Source organism: Nonomuraea sp. NPDC047529, from assembly GCF_040642995.1.
In the GTDB taxonomy this organism is placed as follows: domain Bacteria; phylum Actinomycetota; class Actinomycetes; order Streptosporangiales; family Streptosporangiaceae; genus Nonomuraea.
The window spans coordinates 86,904-104,590 of sequence record NZ_JBEYTJ010000036.1 but is presented as its reverse complement, the minus strand read 5'-3'; the positions used below and the strand labels follow the sequence as shown (position 1 = coordinate 104,590).

Below are 17,687 nucleotides of genomic sequence, written 5' to 3'. Positions count from 1 at the left end.
AACATAACACCCTGTGGCGGGCGTCACTCCAGGAGGGCGCGCAGGGCGGGCCGCTCGGCCTCGGGCAGGTGGACGGCGTAGTAGTCGTACATGGACCGGCGGAGCAGGCGCGCGGCCGAGGCCCCGTCGCCGGCCCGTACGGCGGCCAGCACCTCCTCGTGATGCCGGATGCTCCGCCGCATCAGCGACCCGCGGTCGGGCGCGTCGGCGATCTTCCCGGAGATCAGCCCCAGCACGACCGAGCGCACGACGTCGGTGCAGACCTGGATCAGCGTGTTGCCGCTGGCCGCCACGATCACGTCGTGGAAGGCCACGTCGGCGGCGCTGAAGGCGTCGTGGTCGGAGGACACGGCGGCGCGCATGCCGGCGATGGCCGTCTCCATCTGCGCGAGCTGCTCCTCGGTGCGCAGCCGCGCGGCCAGCAGCACGGCCGAGGCGTCGAGCACCATCCTGAACTGCACCAGCTCGGCCAGCGACAGCTCGGCCACCCGTGCCAGGGTGGTCATCGACTTGTGTAAGGCGGCGGGGGAGAACGGCAGCACCTCAGCGCCGTTGGGATCGCCCGGCCGGGAACGCACCAGGCCGCGCGCCTGGAGCACGCGCAGCGCCTCCCGGATCGTGGAGCGCCCCACCGAGAACTGCACCATCAGCTCGCGCTCGCTGGGCAGCCGCGCACCGGGGCCCAGGGCCCCGCTCTCGATGGCCTCCTCGACCTGTTCCACGACCCGTTCGTAGGCGCGTACGGTGCGCACCGGCTCGAACCGTGCACCCATGGGAGCCCCCTTGACCCGGGCCGTCGCGGACTGGCAATGTGCGTAGCCTACTGGTCAGACCAGTGCACTAGCCAGGAGGCTGTAAGACATGAGGCGAATCGGAATCTGGATCGCCGTGGGCGGTCTCCTGCTGGTCACAGCCGCCTGTGGCGGCGGTTCCGGCTCGGGAGGTTCCGGCACCGGAGGCGCCCCCAAGGCGCAGTCCCTGTCCGTCGGGTTCGTGGCCGAGCCGGCCAACCTCGACTTCACCGCCACCGAGGGCGCGGCCATCCCGCAGGCGTTGCTGGTCAACGTCTACGAGGGCCTGGTCAAGCTCGACCAGGACGGTTCGATCAAGCCGCTGCTGGCCGAGAGGTGGACGGTCTCCGACGACCGGAAGACCTACACCTTCACCCTGCGCAAGGGCGTCACGTTCAGCGGCGGCGCGCCGTTCACGGCCGACGACGTGGTGTTCTCGCTCGGCCGGGTCGGCACCGACTGGAAGCTCAAGATCAAGTCCCAGCTCGACGTCATCGACAAGGTGGAAAAGACCGACGACTCCACCGCCGTCGTCACGCTCAAGCGGCCGAGCAACGGCTTCCTCTACGCCCTGGCCACCCGCCTCGGCGCCATGTTCAGCCGCACCGGCGTGGCCGACCTGGCCAACAAGCCCGTCGGCACCGGGCCGTACACGCTGGGGGCGTGGAAGCGCGGCGAGTCGATCCAGCTCGCCGCCAACCCCTCCTACTGGGGCGCCAAGCCGGCCCTGTCGGCGATCACGCTCAAGTACTTCAAGGACGCCACGGCGATGAACAACGCGCTGCTGACCGGCGGCATCGACGTCATCTCCGCCGTGCAGGCGCCCGAGTCGCTGCAGCAGTTCGCCGACCCGAACCGCTTCCAGACGGTCGAGGGCACCACCAACGGCGAGGTCGTGCTGTCGATGAACAACGCCCGGCCGCCGTTCGACGACGTCAAGGCCCGCCAGGCGGTCCGGTACGCGATCGACCACAAGGCGCTGCTGGACACCGCGTGGGCCGGCCGCGGCCAGCTCATCGGCTCGATGGTGCCGCCCACCGACCCCTGGTACGAGGACCGCACCGGCGACTACCCCTACGACCCGGCCAAGGCCAAGGAACTGCTGGGCGGCAAGACGCTGACGGTCAAGATGCGCATCCCCAACCTGCCGTACGCGGTGGCGAGCGCGCAGGTCGTGAAGTCGCAGCTCGCCCAGGTGGGCATCACGGCCGACATCGAGCCGCTGGAGTTCCCGGCCCGCTGGCTGGACGTGGTGTTCAAGCAGGGCGACTACGACCTTTCCATCATCAACCACGTCGAGCCCCGCGACATGGGGATTTTTGCCGATAAATCGTATTACTTCCACTATGACAATCCCGAGTTCGGCAAACTCCTCGCCTCCGCCGACGCCGGCACCGAACAGCAGCAGACCGACGACCTCAAGAAGGCCGCCAAGCTGCTCTCGGACGACGCCGCCGCCGACTGGCTGTTCCTGTTCCCCAACCTGATCGTGGCGAAGAAGGGCGTCACCGGGCTGCCGAAGAACGCCATCGCGGAGTCCTTCGACTTCACCGGGCTCGCCAAGCAGTGACGCTCTACCTGCTCAAACGGCTGGCGGTGCTGATCGTGAGCGCCGCCGTCGCCGCCGTCGCGGTGTTCGCGTTCATGGCGCTGCTGCCCGGCGACCCGGCCGAGATCGCGCTCGGCGTCAACGCCACCCCCGACGCGGTCGCCGCGCTGCGCCGGCAGTTCGGCACCGACCGCCCGCCCGCCGCACAGTTCCTCGACTGGATCGGCGGCCTGGCCCACGGCGACTTCGGCGTCTCCTACGTCACCAGCGCGCCGATCGGCCCGCAGATCGGCGAACGGCTCGGCGTGACGGCCGTGCTGGTGCTCGGCGGCATGGTGCTGGCGCTGGCCGTCGCGGTGCCGCTCGGCACGTTCGCCGCCGTGCACCACCGCAACCCGCTCGGCGCGGCCGTCAGCGCGGTCAGCCAGCTCGGCATCGCCGTCCCCGCCTTCCTCGCGGGCATCCTGCTGGTGTTCGTGTTCGCGGTGAAGGCGCAGGCGCTGCCCTCCGGCGGTTACGTCCCGATCGCCGACAGCCCCCAGGAGTGGCTGCGCTCGCTGCTGCTGCCGTGGTTGTCGCTCGGGCTCGTCCAGGGGGCCGTGCTCACCCGTTACGTGCGCAGCGCCGTGCTCGACGTCATGCGCGAGGACTACCTGCGCACCGCCCGCGCCAAGGGCCGCGGCAGCACCGGCGCCCTGTGGCGGCACGGCCTGCGCAACGCCTCGATCCCCGTGGTCACCGTGCTCGGCCTGCAATTGGCCACCCTGTTGATCGGGGCGGTCGTGGTCGAGCGCGTCTTCGTCCTGCCCGGGCTCGGCGACCTGCTGCTCAACGGCGTCGCCGGGCGCGACCTGCTGCTCGTCCAGGGTGTGGTGATGGTGCTGGTGGCCGCGGTCCTGCTGATCAACTTCGTGGTGGACGTCGCCTACCGCCTGCTCGACCCGAGGCTGCGATGACGGGCCGGGTGAACGCCGCGCTGCTGACCGGCGGCGTGCTGGTCGGGCTGGTGACGGTGGCCGCGCTGGCCTCGTTCGTCTGGACGCCGCACGACCCCACCCTCGTCGACGCCGCCCGCAAGCTGCGCGACCCGGGCGGCGGCTACCTGCTGGGCGCCGACAAGTTCGGCCGCGACACCCTCAGCCAGCTCATGGTCGGCGCGCGCACCACCCTCTACGTCGGCGTGGTGGCCGTCGGCATCGCCGCCGTGCTCGGCGTGCCGCTCGGCGTGGTCGCCGGGATGACGCCGCGCGGCTGGCTGTCGGAGCTGATCATGCGGGTCAACGACCTCGTGTTCGCCTTCCCGGCGCTGCTGCTGGCCGTCATGCTGGGCGCGGTCTACGGGGCCGGCACGCTCACCGCCATGATCGCGATCGGGGTGGCCACCGTGCCCGCGTTCGCGCGGGTGGCCCGCGCCGCGACGCTCCAGGTCATGGTGACCGACTACATCCTGGCCGCGCGCGCCGCCGGCCGCCGCCGGGGCGCGATCGCCGTACGGCACGTGCTGCCGAACATCGCGTCCGTGCTGATCGTGCAGGCCTCGGTGTCGTTCGCGATCGCGATCCTGGCCGAGGCGGCGCTGTCGTTCCTCGGGTTCGGCACCCGGCCGCCGACCCCGTCGTGGGGGCGGATGTTGCAGGAGTCCCAGGAGCTGCTCTTCTCCACCCCGCGCCTGGCGCTCTGGCCGGGCCTGGCGATCGCGCTCGCCGTCCTCGGGTTCAACCTGCTCGGCGACGGCCTGCGCGACCACCTCGACCCCAAGCTCAGGAGGATCCGTGCTGAGCGTTGAAGGGCTGTCCGTACGGGCCGGCGGGGTGGGGCTCGTGCACGACGTGTCGTTCGCGATCGGGCCGGGCGAGCGGGTCGGGCTGATCGGCGAGTCCGGGTCCGGCAAGTCGCTGACCGCGCTGTCGCTCATGGGCCTGCTGCCCGAGGGCGTCACCGCCTCCGGCGTGGCCAGGCTCGGCGGGCGAGACCTGGTCGGCGTACCCGAGAAGCGGCTGAAGGACCTGCGCGGACGCGAGCTGTCGATGGTCTTCCAGGAGCCGATGACCGCGCTCAACCCGCTCATGCGCGTCGGCGCCCAGGTCGCCGAGGTCATGACCCTGCACGGCGTCCCCCGCGCCGAGGCCGGGCGGCGCGCGCTCGTCCTCCTGGAACGCGTCCGGCTCCCCGAACCTGGACAGATCGCCCGCGCCTACCCCCACCAGCTCTCCGGCGGCCAGCGGCAGCGCGTCATGCTCGCCATCGCCCTGGCCAACGAGCCGGGGCTGCTCATCTGCGACGAGCCCACCACCGCGCTCGACGTCACCGTGCAGAGGCAGATGCTGGAGCTGATCGCCGAGGTCGCCCCCGCGCTGCTGTTCATCACGCACGATCTGGCGGTCGTGGCCTCCGTCTGCGAGCGGGTGATCGTCCTGTACGGCGGCCGCGTCGTCGAGACCGGGCCCATCCGCGAGGTCTTCACCCGCCCCCGCCACCGCTACACCGAGGGCCTGCTGGCCGCCTCCCGGCTCACCCCGCGCGGCACCAGGCTCCCCACCATCAAGGGCAGCGTGCCGCCCGCGGGCGCCTTCCCCGAGGGTTGCGTGTTCCGCAACCGCTGCCCGCACGCCACCCCGCGGTGCGAGACCCCGCCGGCGCTGACAGGAGACGGCCATGCCCACGCATGCTGGCACCCCGCCGACTGAGCCGCCGACTGGGCCGCCGACTGAGCCGCCGACTGGGCCGCCGATCGAGCCGCCGGACGGGCCGCTGATCGAGGCCCGCCGGCTCACCCGCGTCTACCACCGCCCGCGCACCTCGCTCACCAGGCCGGGCGCGCCCGTCCACGCGCTGCGCGAGGTGTCGCTGACGGTCCGCCGCGGCGAGCGGTTCGGCATCGTCGGCGAGTCCGGCTCCGGCAAGTCCACGCTGCTGCGCCTGCTGTGCGGCCTCGACCGGCCCACCTCCGGGTCCGTCGCCTTCGACGGACGGGAGATCACCGGCCTGCCGGAGCGGCGGCAGCGCTTCCTGCGGGAGAACCTCCAGATCGTCTTCCAGGACCCGATGAGCTCACTAGACCCGCGCATGCGCGTGCGCGACCTGGTGGCCGAGCCGCTGGTCGCGCTCGGCCTGCCGGTCGGCACGCGGGTGCCCGAGCTGCTGGAGGAGGTCGGCCTGCCCGCCTCGGCCGCCGACCGCTACCCCCACCAGTTCTCCGGCGGGCAGCGGCAGCGCATCGCCATCGCCCGCGCGCTCGCGCCCCGGCCGAAGGTGCTGGTCGCCGACGAGCCCGTCAGCGCCCTGGACGTGTCCGTCCGCGGCCAGATCCTCAACCTGCTCGCCGACCTGGTGGACGAGCTGGGCCTGACGCTCGTGTTCGTCTCGCACGACCTGTCGGTGGTGCGGCACGTGTGCGAGACCGTGGCCGTCATGAGCGGCGGCGAGATCGTCGAGACCGGCCCGGTGGACGACGTCTGGGCCGCGCCGCGCCACCCCTACACGCGTGACCTGCTGCAGGCCGTACCGACCCTGGAGGGATTGTTGTGATCGACGTCGACGAGCGGGGAGTCGTGGAGTTCACGCAGGCCCTGGTGCGCATCCCCAGCACCAACGACCCCGCGCGCGGGCGCACCGAGCGGCCCGCCGCCGCGCTGGTCGAGGCCAGGATGCGCGAGTGGGGCTGGGACCCCGTCGTGAGCGAGGCCGCCCCCGGACGCCCCAACGTCGTCGCGGTGGTCGAGGGCGGCGGCGGCGACGGGCCGACGCTGATGTTCGAGGGCCACACCGACGTCGTCACCGAGGGCGACCTGTCCACCTGGACCGTCGACCCGTTCGGCGGCGAGATCCGCGACGGGCGGCTGTGGGGCCGGGGCAGCGCCGACATGAAGTCCGGCCTGGCCGCCACCCTCTACGCCACCCGCGCCCTCCAGCTCGCCGGCCCGTTCCCCGGGCGGATCAAGGTGTGCGCGCTGGCCGACGAGGAGGGCCTGATGATCGGCGCCCACCACTTCGTCGCCTCCGGGCTGGCCGCCGGCGTGGACGGCGCGATCGTCGCCGAGCCCGAGGCCGGGGAGATCTGCGCGGTGGCCAAGGGCGCGCTGCGGCTGCGGGTCGACCTCACCGGCAAGATGGCCCACGGCGCGATGCCGCAGCACGGCCGCAACCCGGTCCAGGCGGCCGGCACGCTGCTGGTCGCCCTGAGCTCCCTCCAGCGGGAGCTCCAGGAACGGCATCCGGCCCACGAGCACCTCGGCGAGGTGTACGTGACCCCGACCGTGGTCCGGGCGGGCAGCGAGGAGCAGGTCAACGTCATCCCCGCCACCGCGTCCGTCTTCGTCGACGTGCGGACGGTCCCCGGGCTGGAGCACAAGGTCGTGGCCGACCGGGTGGCCGCCCTCGCCGCCGCCTCCGACGGGATCGAGGCGTCGGTGTCGGTCCTGGTGGACCGGCCGCCGGTGGACGTGCCGGTGACCGACCCGGTGGTGGCCGCGCTGGCGGCGGCCCACCGCGCGGTGACGGGGGAGGAGCCGGTCTACGGCGGCGTGCCCGGCTCGACGGACGGGACCGTGCTCACCCACTGGGGCGGCATCCCCTCGGTCGTGTACGGCCCCGGCGGCAAGTGGATCGCCCACCAGGCGGACGAGTACGTCGAGGTCGCCGAGATCGTCCGGTGCACCCGGGTGTTCGCCGAGGCGGCGCGGCGCTTCCTGCACCGGGACTTCTGATGCTCGCCGAGCCCGCACCCGGGATGCGTCCCGGGGCGACGAACTCCCTGGTGGACGTGGCCGGGCTGCGCGTCGGGCACGCGCATCGGGTGGGCGGCGGCTACCGGACGGGCACGACCGTGGTGCTGGCCCCTCCGGACGGCGTGGTGGCCGGCGTCGACGTGCGCGGCGCCGCTCCCGGCACCCGCGAGACCGAGCTGCTCGACCCGCGCAACCTGGTCGAGCGCGTGCACGCCGTCGTGCTGTCGGGCGGCAGCGCGTACGGGCTGAGCGCGGCGTGCGGGGTGATGGAACGGCTGGCCGACGCGGGCATCGGGTTCCCGGTGGCGGGCGGGGTGGTGCCCATCGTCCCGGCGGCCGTCATCTACGACCTCGGGCGCGGCGGCGACTTCCGCGCCACCCCCGACGCGGCCCTCGGCGCCGCCGCCTACGACGCCGCCCGCCTCGCCCCTCCGGTCTTCCCCCTGCCCCGGCCCGCCGCGGACGATCCGTCCCCGCGCACCGCGTCCGCCTCCTTCTCCCGGGGGACGGGCGACGGCGGCGCCGCTCCGTACGCGACCGCGCCCCCCACGGCCGGCGGCTCCATCGGGGCCGGCGCCGGGGCGATGGCGGGCGGCCTGGCCGGTGGGGCCGGGACCGCCAGCGCCGTCCTGCCCGACGGCGTCACCGTGGCCGCCCTGGCCGTCGTCAACGCCGCCGGATCCGTCCTCGACCCCGCGGGCGCCACCCTGGCCGGCGTCCGCTACGGACTGCCCGGCGAGTTCGGCCACCTCAGCGCGCCGGACCCCGCCGAGGCCGGGGCGTGGCGTCCGGACAAGGTGACCTCGTTCAACACCACCATCGGCGTGGTGGCCACCGACCTCACCCTCACCAAGGCCCAGTGCGGCAAGCTGGCCGGGGTGGCCCACGACGGCCTGGCCAGAGCCATCCGGCCGGCCCACACCATGGTCGACGGCGACACCGTCTTCGGCCTGGCCACCTGCGCCCGCCCGGCCCCCGGCCCGGACGGCCTCCAGGACGTCCTGGCCGCCGCGGCCGACGTCTTCAGCCGGGCGGTGGCCCACGCCATGCTCGCCGCCACCGGCCGCGAGGGCGCACCGGCGTACCTCGACGTGTTCCCGAGCGCTCTGGGGGGAGACAGATGACCTGGCCGGACGGCCTGCCCATCGGCGACGGATGGGTCACCACCGAAGACGCCACCGACGTGGTCTTCCCCTACGACGGCTCCGTGGTGGCCCGCGCCCCGCTGGGCACCCCCGCCCACGCCGTCCGCGCCCTGGAGGCGGCGCTGGCCGTCGGGCCCGCCATGGCCGCGCTGCCCTCGCACGCCCGCCGCGCCGCACTCATGACGGCGCACGACGCGCTCGCCGCCCGCCGTGAGGAGTTCGAGCGGCTGCTCGTCCTGGAGACCGGCAAGCCGCTGGTCGACTGCCGGGTCGAGGTGGCCAGGACGCTCATCACCCTCGCCACGGCCGCCGAGGAGGTCGCCCGGCTGCACGGCGAGACCGTCCCGCTGGACCTGCTGCCGTCGGGGGAGGGGCTGGTCGGGTTCTGGACGCGGCGGCCGATCGGCGTCGTCGTCGGGATCACCGGCTTCAACTACCCGCTCCTCCTGGCCGCCCACAAGATCGCCCCGGCGGTCGCGGCGGGCTGCCCGGTGATCGTCAAGCCCGCCCCGGCGACGCCCCTGGCCACGCTCCGGCTGGTGCACCTGCTCCGCGAGGGCGGCCTGCCGCCCGCCGGGGTGCAGCTCGTCACCGGGGACGTCGAGGTCGGCCGCACGCTGGTCGAGGACCGGCGGATCGGCGCGGTCTCCTTCACCGGCTCGGCCGCCGCCGGGCACGCCATCGCCCGTGCCGCCGCCCCCACCAAGGTGCTGCTCGAACTCGGCTCCAACGCCGCCCTCGTGGTCGCCGCCGACGCCGACCTGGAGGCCGCCGCCGACGCCGTCGTGCGCGGCGGCTACTACGCCTCCGGCCAGGCGTGCATCGCGGTGCAGCGGGTGCTGGTGGAGGAGCCCGTACGGGCGGAGTTCCTGGCGCTGCTGGCCGCCCGCGTCAAGAACGTCACCGTCGGCGACCCGCGCCTGCCCGAGACCCGCGTGGCCCCGCTGATCGACGCCGCCGCCACGGACCGCGTCCTGGAGTGGATCACCGCCTCGGGCGCCGAGGTGGTCGCCGGCGGGGTGCGGGAGGGCCGGGCGATCACGCCGACGGTGCTCTCCGGCGTGCCCGACGGCGCCGCGGCCTGGGACGAGGAGATCTTCGGCCCGGTGGTGTGCGTACGCGCGGTGCCCGGCCTCGACGCCGCCTTCGAGGCCGTCAACCGCTCCCGCTACGGCCTGCACGCCTCCGTCTTCACCCGCACGCTGGCCACCGCCTTCACCGCCATAGACCGCATCGAGGCCGGCGGCGTGGTGGTGAACGAGGTGCCCGGCTTCCGGGCCGACAACATGCCGTACGGCGGCGTCAAGGACTCGGGCACCGGCCGCGAGGGCCCGAGGTTCGCCATCGAGGAACTGACGGTGACCAGAATGGCGATCATCCGCCCCTGACGGCCGGGACGCGAGTAACGGTTTGACGGAATGTCTTTACGTTCTGGCATCGGTCGCGTTGTATGGCGCGCATGGTGGAGATCACGCGCAGAGCGGTGTTCAAGGCAGGCGCGGCAAACGCTTTCCTGACGGCCGGCGGCCCGGTGGCGGCCGCGTCGGCGGCGGGCGGGCCGGTCGGCGAGGGGATGACCGGCGAGGCGCTGGAGCAGCGGGCCATGGCGATGGACCCGCCGGTGTTCCTGCTGGAGAGCGCCGTCCCGCCGCACTTCGCCGCCGGGACCGGCTCCACGTTGTCGATCAGCGACCGGGTCGCCGTGTGCGGAACGAGGTCGCTGCGATGGGAGCACGCGAGCCGCGACGTGATCACCGTGCGCGCGCCGCTGCGGTGGGCGCCCGACCCCTACCGGCTCGGCGACGACCAGGCGTGGCAGGGGCTGGTGGACGCGTTCTGCGTGTGGGTGCACAACGCCGAGCCGGTGGACGACGTGCTCAGGTTCGAGTTCGGCCGGGGTGAGCGCACCGACCTGTGGTTCGAGTTCCGGCTCGGGTTCAGCGGGTGGCGTACGGCGTGGGTGCGGTACGCCTACGACATGCACGGCAGGCCGCACCCCGACATGGACACCCTGCGGATCGTCGCGCCCCGCAGGGCCGGGGCCCTGCACCTCGACCAGCTCATGCTCAACGTGCCGCTGCGCCCCGACGCCCCCTGCCGCGACCACCAGCTCCCGGACATCGCCCCCGAGGGCGACGAGTACGACAACCAGCACTGGCAGGCGCTCCACCGCTTCGACCGGCTCCTGGAGACCGTCAGGCCCGACACCTCGCCCCCGTCCGCCGGCGAGCTGGCCTCGCTGCGCGCCCTGCACACCCGCTACCACGACGAGTACCTGATCGCCCAGGTCAAGCCGGACCTACCGGGGCTGACGGCCCAGGTGGCCGCCCTGGAGGGCCGTCCCACGCACGCCTACCAGTCGCAGATCTACCCGGCCGGGATCGCCGCCGAGCTCAAGGCGTTCGTGAACCCGGTCACGCTGCGCGCCTGCACCGACCTGATGAAGACGATCGCCCAGGCCCACCAGGCCGCCCCCGCCGACCGTCCGGCGCTGGCCGCGCTCTACCTGCGCCTGGTCGCCCACCTGCGGGAACAGGGCTGGACGAAGGGAAGTTGCCAGGGCACCATCCACCACCTCGGCTACGACGTCCGCGGCTTCTACGACTCCGTCTACCTCATGCGGGACGCCCTGCGCGCGGCGGGGGAGTTGCAGCGGGTACGAGCGGACCTGGAATGGCTGAGCGGACTCGGCCGGATCTTCCGCGGTTTCGGCTTCCGGATGGCCCGGGGCAGCATGATGGACCTGTACAACACCACGGTCCGCGGCATGCTGGCGGCCGTGCTGCTGCGCGACGACGAGACCGGGCAGGTGGCGTACCTGCGGGCGCTGCGCGACTGGCTGAACGCCACCCTCCTGCCCACCGACGGCATCCAGGACGGCATCAAGGTGGACGGCACCGCCTTCCACCACGTCGGCTTCTTCCCCGACTACGTCCGCGACGGCTTCGCCGGGCTCGCGCCGCTGGTCTACGTGCTGCACGGCGGCTCGTTCGCGATCTCGGAGGAGGCGTACGGGTGGCTGCGCAAGGCGCTGCTCGCACAGCGCGTCTACGCCAACAAGAACCAGTGGCCGATCTCGATCAGCGGCCGCAACCCCGGCGGCACGACCGCGCTGTCGATCGTCCCGTTCGAGTGGCTTGCCCCGATCGACGATGAGATCGCCGCCGCCTTCCTGCGCCTGCTGCCCGGCAGCCCGACCGAGCGGCAGAAGGAGCTCGCGGCCCGGCTCGCCGCGCGCGGCATCGTCCCGGAACCGGCTCCGACCGGCGCCTGGGCGCTCAACTACGCCGCGCTCGCCGTTCACCGCCGCGACGAATGGCAGATCACGGTACGCGGCCACAACCGCTACCTGTGGAGCACCGAGATCTACGTCGGCGCCAACTGGTACGGCCGCTACAACACCTACGGCCAGATCCAGGTCCTGCACCGCGGCAACCCCGTCACCAACCAGGACAGCGGCTACGCCCAGCCCGGCTGGGACTGGAACCGCCGCCCCGGCACCACAGTCATCCACAAACCGCTCGACCAGCTCAGGGGCGACCTGACCGGGGCGATCGAGGAGATGCTCCTCACCGACTCCCGTTTCGCCGGAGCCTGCACCATCGACGGACGCAACGCCCTGTTCGCCATGGACCTGCACGGACACCCCAAGTACGACGGCACCCACCGGGCCCGCAAGTCGGTGTTCCTGTTCGACGACCGCGTCGTGGCCCTGGGCACCGGCATCACCAACGACGACACCGCGGACGAGACCGAGACCACGCTCTTCCAGACCCGGCTCCCGAACAGGACCGCGCCCACCGTGGTGGACGGCACGCCGGTCACCGCCTTCCCCCACCAGGCGCTCGACGGCGGGCCGCGCTGGCTGCTGGACGACAAGGGCATCGGCTATTACCTGGCCGCCGGGCAGAAGGTGGCCCTGACCCGCTCGGCCCAGACCTCCCGCAACAACGCCACGGAAGAGCCCACCGGCGGAGACTTCGCCACGGCCTGGATCAGGCACGGGACCGCCCCTCGGAACGGGACGTACGAGTACGCGATGGTCGTGAACGCCACGGCCGAGCGGATGGCCGGTTTCACCGCCGCGATGGGGGACGCCGCGCGGGCCCCGTACCAGGTGCTGCGCGCCGACACGGCCGCCCACGTCGTCCGCGACCGTGAGACCGGCATCACCGGGTACGCGGTGTTCGAGCGCACCAGCCTGGAAGGTCTGGTACGCGAGGTCGACACGCCTTCGATGCTGCTCGTCCGGACGGAGGGCGAGACGCTGGTCCTCGCGGTATGCGATCCGGACCTGCGCCTCTACGGCGGGATCGACCACGACCAGTACGAGAAGGGCCGCTACGTCGGGCACTACAGCCCGTGGTCGCGGCCCTGGCTGGCGAGCCCCAGCCACCCGCACCGGATGCGGGTGACCCTGGACGGGCGATGGCGGGTCGATGCCGGCCTGCCGTGCCGGGCCAGGATCACCGGGCCGCGCACGGTCCTGGAGTTCGAGACCGTGCACGGGCAGCCGGTGCAGGTGCGGCTGGAACCCGCGACCTGACCCGGACGGAGGCGGGGGCCGCCCCCGCCCGGGCGCTCACCACCCGTGGCCGGGACGCCACACGTCCCGACCACGGGCCGCTTCACGCCGCCCAACGGACGCGATGAGTCACGCCGCTCGACGGACCTGACGTCGCACGCCGCTCATCGGACGTGACGTCGCGCGCCGGTCAGCGGGTGTGGTGGTCGAGTTCCGTACGGACCTCGTCCAGGTGGTGCCGGACCACGGGGGCGCCGTCGCGCGCCAGGTCCCGCACCCAGCCGGAGTGACCATGCCGCAGCTCGCGCCTGATCAGCGTGAGCGTCTGCTCGTGCGCCTCGGTCTGGAGACGCAGCCACGCCCGGTCGAACCGGTGACCGGAACGGCGGGCGAGCACCGCGTCCAGGCTGTCGCGCTGGGCGGCGCTCGGCGCGTCCGGCAGGCCGACGCGCAGCCGCCGGGCGACCTCGCGCAGCCGGGCGTCGAGCTTGCGGTGGTCACGGATCAGCCGCCAGGCGATCTCGCGCACGTCCTTGTCGTGCGACCTGCGGAGCGCGGCCTGGCCGGCCGCGATCTCGGCGAGATTGCCGCGGTGCGCCTGCCGCAGGTACGCCCGGTCCTGGGCCGAGGCGTGGAACGCCTGGACGGACAGGGCGGTCGCGGCGCCTGGCGCGGCCACCGGCCGGACGGCGCCGGCGGCCTGGGCCGCCGTGGGCCCGGTCGCGGCCTGGGCCGCGGTGGGGGTGGTGGCGGACACGGTCAACGCCAGCACGGCCGCGATTCCCGCGGGTGCTAAGTGGCTCCGTGCTGTTCTCATGAGTCCCTCCCTTCAATGGGACCCGTGCCTGCTGCCCCCTTCGGTCGGGAGTATTCACCTCAATTCGGAGGATCGAAACGGCCGTCCACGGCGGTCCAGCCGCCGTCCACGTACAACACCGAGCCCGTCACGAAGCTCGCCGCGTCGCTCGCCAGGTAGACCACCGCGCCCGCCATCTCGGGCGCGGTGGCCCACCGGCCGAGGGCGCTCTTGGCGGCGTACGCGGCGTACCAGTCGGGGTTGTCCTTGATCTGCCTGGTCAGCGGGGTCTCCACGACGCCGGGCGCGATGGCGTTGACGCGCACGCCGTGGGGGCCGAACTCGGCCGCCGCCGTCCGCAGCAACTGCACCAGCCCCGCCTTCGTGGCGGAGTAGACGCCCTGCCCCGGCTCGGTCACCGACGCCCGGATCGAGGCGAACCCGATGATCGACCCGCGCCCCCGCTCCACCATCCCGGCGCCGAACGCCCGCACCACGTCGAACGAGGCCCGCAGGTTCAGCCCCACCACCCGGTCGAACTCCTCGCCGGTGTAGTCGAGCAGCCGCTTGCGCACGTTCGTCGCCGCGGTGAACACCAGCACGTCGGCCGGCTCCTCGGCGGCGGCCGCCCGTACGGCGTCGGCGTCCAGCACGTCGAGCAGGCGCGCCCGGCCGTCGCACCCGGCGGCGGTCTCCTGGGCGGCGGCCAGGTCCCGGTCCGCGCACACCACGGAGGCCCCATGCGCGGCCAGGGCGGACGCCGCCTCCCTGCCGATCCCGCTCCCGGCCCCGATCACCACGGCCCGCCGCCCGTCGAGGCGGAACAGCGCGTCATATCCCGTCATGCTGGAGAACACTAGCGACTGGTCAGACCAGTACACCAGGTTCCGCCGATCCCGTCCGCCCGCACGTCGCGGAACTGTCGGTGCCGCCTGTCAGGATGCGGGCCATGACGACCATCGCCGGTTTCTGGGACGCCGCCGCCGACTCCTTCGACGACGAAGCCGACCACGGGCTCCGCGACCCCGCGACCAGGGCCGCCTGGGCGGCGCGGCTGGCCGAGTGGGTGCCCGCAGGGCCGCTCGACGTGCTCGACCTCGGCTGCGGCACGGGCTCGTTGTCGCTGCTCCTGGCCGCCCAGGGCCACCGCCTGACCGCCGTCGACCTCGCCCCGCGCATGGTCGGGCGGGCCCGCGCCAAGCTGGCCGCCACCGACGCCGTGGTGCTGACCGGCGACGCGGCCGACCCGCCCGTCGGCGACAGCCGCTTCGACGTCGTGCTGGCCCGTCACCTGCTGTGGACCATCCCCGACCCGGAGGCGGCGCTGACCCGCTGGGTGTCGCTGCTGCGCCCCGGCGGCCGGCTGGTGCTGGTGGAGGGCCGCTGGCAGAGCTCCGGCGAGCAGTCCGGCTACGTGCCGGGCGAGCGCCTGCCCTGGATGGGCGGCGTCACCGCCGTCAACCTGACCGCCGCCCTCCGCCCCCTGGTCGGCGACCTTCAGGTGCATCCCCTTCCCGACCCGGCACTGTGGGGCAAGGAGATCACCGACGAACGCTACGCGGTGGTGGCGATGCTCTGAGCGGGTGTCGGAGGGGTGCGCGGAACACAGCGGTGGCGGCGGCCTTACGATGGGCCCCTTCGTCAGGAGAGGGGCGGGCACAGTGGCGGGCACAGTGGTGGGCACGACGTTCGAGATCGCCGGTGAGCTGCGGGTACGCCGCCTCGGCTACGGCACCGCCCAGCTCACCGGCCCCGGCTACTGGGGCCCGCGTCTGCCGTCCGCTGAGGCGGTCGCGCTGCTGCGCCGGGCCGTCGAGCGCGGCGTCACGCTCCTGGACACCGCCGACAACTACGGCCCCGGCGTCGCCGAGGAGCTGATCGCGCGGGCCCTTCATCCGTACCCTGGCGAGCTGGTGCTGGCCACCAAGGGCGGCGTGGTCCGTACGGGGCCGGACACGTGGCATCCCGCCGGACGTCCCGAGGACCTGCGCGCCATGTGCGAGGCGAGCCTGCGCCGCCTGCGCACCGAGACGATCGACCTCTACCAGCTCCACCGCATCGACCCCGCGGTGCCGCTCGCCGATCAGCTCGGCACGCTCGCCGAGCTGCGCGAAGAGGGCAAGATCCGGCACATCGGGCTCGACACCGTCACCCTCGACCAGCTCGACGAGGCGCTGACGGTCCTGCGGCCGGCGTCCGTGCAGAACCGCTTCAACGTGCTGGACCGGGAGTCGGAGCCGGTGCTGGCGCGGTGCGAGGAGCTGGGCATCGCGTTCCTGCCCTGGTTCCCCCTCGGCAACGGCTCCCTCGCCACCGGGGCGGGCACGGCGATCGAACGGGTGGCCGCCCGGCACGGCGCGACGTCCGGGCAGGTGGCGCTGGCCTGGCTGCTGCACCGCTCCCCGGTCGTCCTGCCCACGCCGGGCACCGGCTCGCCCGCCCACCTGGAGGAGAACCTGGACGCCGCCGACCTCGCCCTGACCGACGAGGACATCCACACCCTGAAGTGATCCACCCGAGGCCGGGCACACGTCGGCCGAGCGCGTCCCGACCGCGCGGGCCCCCTCGCTGAACGCGTTCAAAAGACCGGAGTAGTGTCGACCGGGTGAAGACGGTGATTCCCGGAGGCACCGGGCAGGTCGGCGAGATCCTCCGCCGGGCGCTGACCGCGGCCGGACACGACGTCGTGATCCTGACCCGGCGGCCGACCCGTCCGGGCGAGGTCGCCTGGGACGGCGAGACCCCGGGCGCGTGGACGCGGGAGATCGACGGCAGCGACCTCGTGATCAACCTGGCCGGGCGGAGCGTGAACTGCCGCTACACCCCGGCCAACCTGCGGGCCATGATGGATTCGCGGGTGCGCTCCACCCGGGCCGTCGGCCGGGCGATCGCCGCCGCCGGGCGCCCGCCCCGGGTCTGGCTGCAGATGAGCACCGCCACCGTCTACGCCCACCGCTTCGACGCGCCCAACGACGAGGCGACCGGCCTGATCGGCGGCGACGAGCCCGGCGTGCCGGGCTACTGGGGTTACAGCGTCGAGATCGCCAAGGCGTGGGAGCGGGAGCAGGAACGGGCCGAGACCCCGTACACGCGCAAGGTCGGCCTGCGCACCGCCATGGTGATGAGCCCCGATCGTGGCGGCGTCCTCGACGTGCTGCTGCGCCTGACCCGGCTCGGCCTCGGCGGGCCGGTCGCGGGCGGCGCCCAGTACGTGTCCTGGATCCACGACCGCGATCTCGTCCGCGCGGTCGAGTTCCTGGCCGGACGGGACGACCTGAGCGGACCGGTCAACCTGGCCGCCCCTGGGCCGCTGCCGCAGGCCGCGTTCATGCGGGCGTTGCGGTCCGCCTGGGGCGTGCCGGTGGGCCTGCCCGCGACGCGGTGGATGGCCGAGTTGGGCGCGTACGCGCTGCGGTCCGACACCGAGCTGCTGTTCAAGAGCCGCCGGGTCGTCCCGGGCCGGCTCCTGGAGGCGGGTTTCGCCTTCGAGCACCCCGAGTGGCCGGAGGCCGCCGAGGAGCTCGTCCGGAGAGTGCGCCTCGGCCGGAGGGGCTGACCCGCGACGGCGACCGGGCAGGTCGGGGGGAGACGCGGGCGGTCGTAAGGCGCCTTACGATATTCTCATGATCAGTTACAGCGAGCTGGAGGAAAGACTGGGCGTTCCGATCGGGGTCGAGGAGGCGCGGTCCCGATGGGGGGCGCTGGTGAGCGCGGCGGGCGAGGGGCAGGTCACGCTGATCACCCGGGAGCGCTGGGAGTGGGCCGCCCTGGTGCCGCTGTCCAAGGTTTCGGGGGTGCTGGCCGGGTTGCCGGTGGTGTCGTTGTCCACGGGCAAGGCCAAGCTCGGCGACCTCGTCCGGCAGGTCGCCGAGCCGTACGACGACAGTCCCGTGCTGCTGGCCCGGCACCGGACGCCGGTCGCCGCGCTGATCGCGGCCACCCGCCTGCTCGGTCCCCGGGTGGGCGAGCAGGTCGCGCCGCCGGGGGCGGGCGGCGCCGACGCGCTGCTGCGCGACGGCTGCACGGTCACCCTGAGCCGCCATCCGACCGGGTCCGGCGTGATCGCCGTGGCCCGTGACCGCGACGGCGGCGAAGTGGCCGTCGGCACCGGCGACACCCTGGAGCAGGCCCTGCGCGCCCTGAACTGAGCGCCC

General features: G+C 73.6%; 16 protein-coding genes. 13 read left to right on the top strand and 3 right to left on the bottom strand.

The features are described from left to right. Positions 1-23 precede the first annotated feature (23 nt). On the bottom strand, positions 24-773 hold the full coding sequence (locus ABZ815_RS40310) for a FadR/GntR family transcriptional regulator (protein WP_357706596.1): 750 nt from the start codon (positions 771-773) through the stop codon (positions 24-26). 88 nt (positions 774-861) lie between these two features. Here ABZ815_RS40310 and ABZ815_RS40305 point away from each other — a divergent pair, with 88 nt between their 5' ends. From ABZ815_RS40305 to ABZ815_RS40265, 9 genes are all read left to right on the top strand, one after another. Further along, positions 862-2,361: an ABC transporter substrate-binding protein gene (locus tag ABZ815_RS40305; protein WP_357706594.1), complete on the top strand. Its 1,500-nt coding sequence runs from the start codon at positions 862-864 to the stop codon at positions 2,359-2,361. Beyond that, complete coding sequence (locus tag ABZ815_RS40300) at positions 2,358-3,296, top strand: ABC transporter permease (RefSeq protein WP_357706592.1); 939 nt, start codon at positions 2,358-2,360, stop codon at positions 3,294-3,296. Before ABZ815_RS40305 ends, ABZ815_RS40300 begins: the two co-directional genes overlap by 4 nt. Then, positions 3,293-4,126 (top strand): ABC transporter permease, encoded by an 834-nt coding sequence (locus ABZ815_RS40295; RefSeq protein WP_357706590.1) that lies wholly within the window; start codon positions 3,293-3,295, stop codon positions 4,124-4,126. Before ABZ815_RS40300 ends, ABZ815_RS40295 begins: the two co-directional genes overlap by 4 nt. Then, entirely contained in the window at positions 4,113-5,027 is a 915-nt protein-coding gene (locus ABZ815_RS40290) for an ABC transporter ATP-binding protein (protein ID WP_357706587.1), read from the top strand. The genes ABZ815_RS40295 and ABZ815_RS40290 overlap by 14 nt, the downstream gene beginning before the upstream one ends. Next, a complete protein-coding gene (locus ABZ815_RS40285; protein ID WP_357706585.1) occupies positions 4,996-5,868 on the top strand; it encodes an ATP-binding cassette domain-containing protein in 873 nt (290 codons plus the stop codon). Before ABZ815_RS40290 ends, ABZ815_RS40285 begins: the two co-directional genes overlap by 32 nt. After that, the gene (locus ABZ815_RS40280; RefSeq protein WP_357706583.1) at positions 5,865-7,046 is read left to right on the top strand and encodes a M20 family metallopeptidase; all 1,182 of its coding nucleotides are present in this window, start codon (positions 5,865-5,867) and stop codon (positions 7,044-7,046) included. Before ABZ815_RS40285 ends, ABZ815_RS40280 begins: the two co-directional genes overlap by 4 nt. Beyond that, a complete protein-coding gene (locus ABZ815_RS40275) occupies positions 7,046-8,191 on the top strand; it encodes a P1 family peptidase (protein ID WP_357706581.1) in 1,146 nt (381 codons plus the stop codon). The genes ABZ815_RS40280 and ABZ815_RS40275 overlap by 1 nt, the downstream gene beginning before the upstream one ends. After that, positions 8,188-9,600: an aldehyde dehydrogenase family protein gene (locus ABZ815_RS40270; RefSeq protein ID WP_357706578.1), complete on the top strand. Its 1,413-nt coding sequence runs from the start codon at positions 8,188-8,190 to the stop codon at positions 9,598-9,600. The genes ABZ815_RS40275 and ABZ815_RS40270 overlap by 4 nt, the downstream gene beginning before the upstream one ends. A gap of 71 nt (positions 9,601-9,671) precedes the next feature. Then, the gene (locus ABZ815_RS40265) at positions 9,672-12,758 is read left to right on the top strand and encodes a chondroitinase family polysaccharide lyase (protein ID WP_357706575.1); all 3,087 of its coding nucleotides are present in this window, start codon (positions 9,672-9,674) and stop codon (positions 12,756-12,758) included. 169 nt (positions 12,759-12,927) lie between these two features. Here ABZ815_RS40265 and ABZ815_RS40260 read toward each other — a convergent pair whose 3' ends face one another. After that, on the bottom strand, positions 12,928-13,554 hold the full coding sequence (locus tag ABZ815_RS40260) for a DUF4142 domain-containing protein (protein ID WP_357706573.1): 627 nt from the start codon (positions 13,552-13,554) through the stop codon (positions 12,928-12,930). 59 nt (positions 13,555-13,613) lie between these two features. After that, a complete protein-coding gene (locus tag ABZ815_RS40255) occupies positions 13,614-14,378 on the bottom strand; it encodes an SDR family oxidoreductase (protein WP_357706571.1) in 765 nt (254 codons plus the stop codon). Between the two features lie 104 nt (positions 14,379-14,482). On the opposite strand from ABZ815_RS40255, the gene ABZ815_RS40250 reads away from it, so the two are divergent. The 4 genes from ABZ815_RS40250 to ABZ815_RS40235 all read left to right on the top strand — a co-directional run bounded on the left by ABZ815_RS40250 (position 14,483) and on the right by ABZ815_RS40235 (position 17,681). Beyond that, on the top strand, positions 14,483-15,112 hold the full coding sequence (locus ABZ815_RS40250; protein WP_357706570.1) for a class I SAM-dependent methyltransferase: 630 nt from the start codon (positions 14,483-14,485) through the stop codon (positions 15,110-15,112). Between the two features lie 82 nt (positions 15,113-15,194). After that, positions 15,195-16,043 carry an aldo/keto reductase gene (locus tag ABZ815_RS40245; protein WP_357706568.1) on the top strand — a complete coding sequence of 283 codons (849 nt, stop codon included), beginning with the start codon at positions 15,195-15,197 and terminating at the stop codon, positions 16,041-16,043. 95 nt (positions 16,044-16,138) lie between these two features. Then, on the top strand, positions 16,139-17,089 hold the full coding sequence (locus ABZ815_RS40240) for a TIGR01777 family oxidoreductase (RefSeq protein ID WP_357706567.1): 951 nt from the start codon (positions 16,139-16,141) through the stop codon (positions 17,087-17,089). A 67-nt stretch (positions 17,090-17,156) separates the two neighbouring features. Beyond that, positions 17,157-17,681: a hypothetical protein gene (locus ABZ815_RS40235; protein ID WP_357706565.1), complete on the top strand. Its 525-nt coding sequence runs from the start codon at positions 17,157-17,159 to the stop codon at positions 17,679-17,681. Positions 17,682-17,687: the final 6 nt, after the last annotated feature.

Coding starts and splice junctions, on each gene's coding strand:
- ABZ815_RS40310 (WP_357706596.1), bottom strand. CDS start 773: ATGGGTGCACGGTTCGAGCCGGTGCGCACCGTACGCGCCTACGAACGG.
- ABZ815_RS40305 (WP_357706594.1), top strand. CDS start 862: ATGAGGCGAATCGGAATCTGGATCGCCGTGGGCGGTCTCCTGCTGGTC.
- ABZ815_RS40295 (WP_357706590.1), top strand. CDS start 3,293: ATGACGGGCCGGGTGAACGCCGCGCTGCTGACCGGCGGCGTGCTGGTC.
- ABZ815_RS40285 (WP_357706585.1), top strand. CDS start 4,996: ATGCCCACGCATGCTGGCACCCCGCCGACTGAGCCGCCGACTGGGCCG.
- ABZ815_RS40275 (WP_357706581.1), top strand. CDS start 7,046: ATGCTCGCCGAGCCCGCACCCGGGATGCGTCCCGGGGCGACGAACTCC.
- ABZ815_RS40270 (WP_357706578.1), top strand. CDS start 8,188: ATGACCTGGCCGGACGGCCTGCCCATCGGCGACGGATGGGTCACCACC.
- ABZ815_RS40265 (WP_357706575.1), top strand. CDS start 9,672: ATGGTGGAGATCACGCGCAGAGCGGTGTTCAAGGCAGGCGCGGCAAAC.
- ABZ815_RS40260 (WP_357706573.1), bottom strand. CDS start 13,554: ATGAGAACAGCACGGAGCCACTTAGCACCCGCGGGAATCGCGGCCGTG.
- ABZ815_RS40255 (WP_357706571.1), bottom strand. CDS start 14,378: ATGACGGGATATGACGCGCTGTTCCGCCTCGACGGGCGGCGGGCCGTG.
- ABZ815_RS40250 (WP_357706570.1), top strand. CDS start 14,483: ATGACGACCATCGCCGGTTTCTGGGACGCCGCCGCCGACTCCTTCGAC.
- ABZ815_RS40235 (WP_357706565.1), top strand. CDS start 17,157: ATGATCAGTTACAGCGAGCTGGAGGAAAGACTGGGCGTTCCGATCGGG.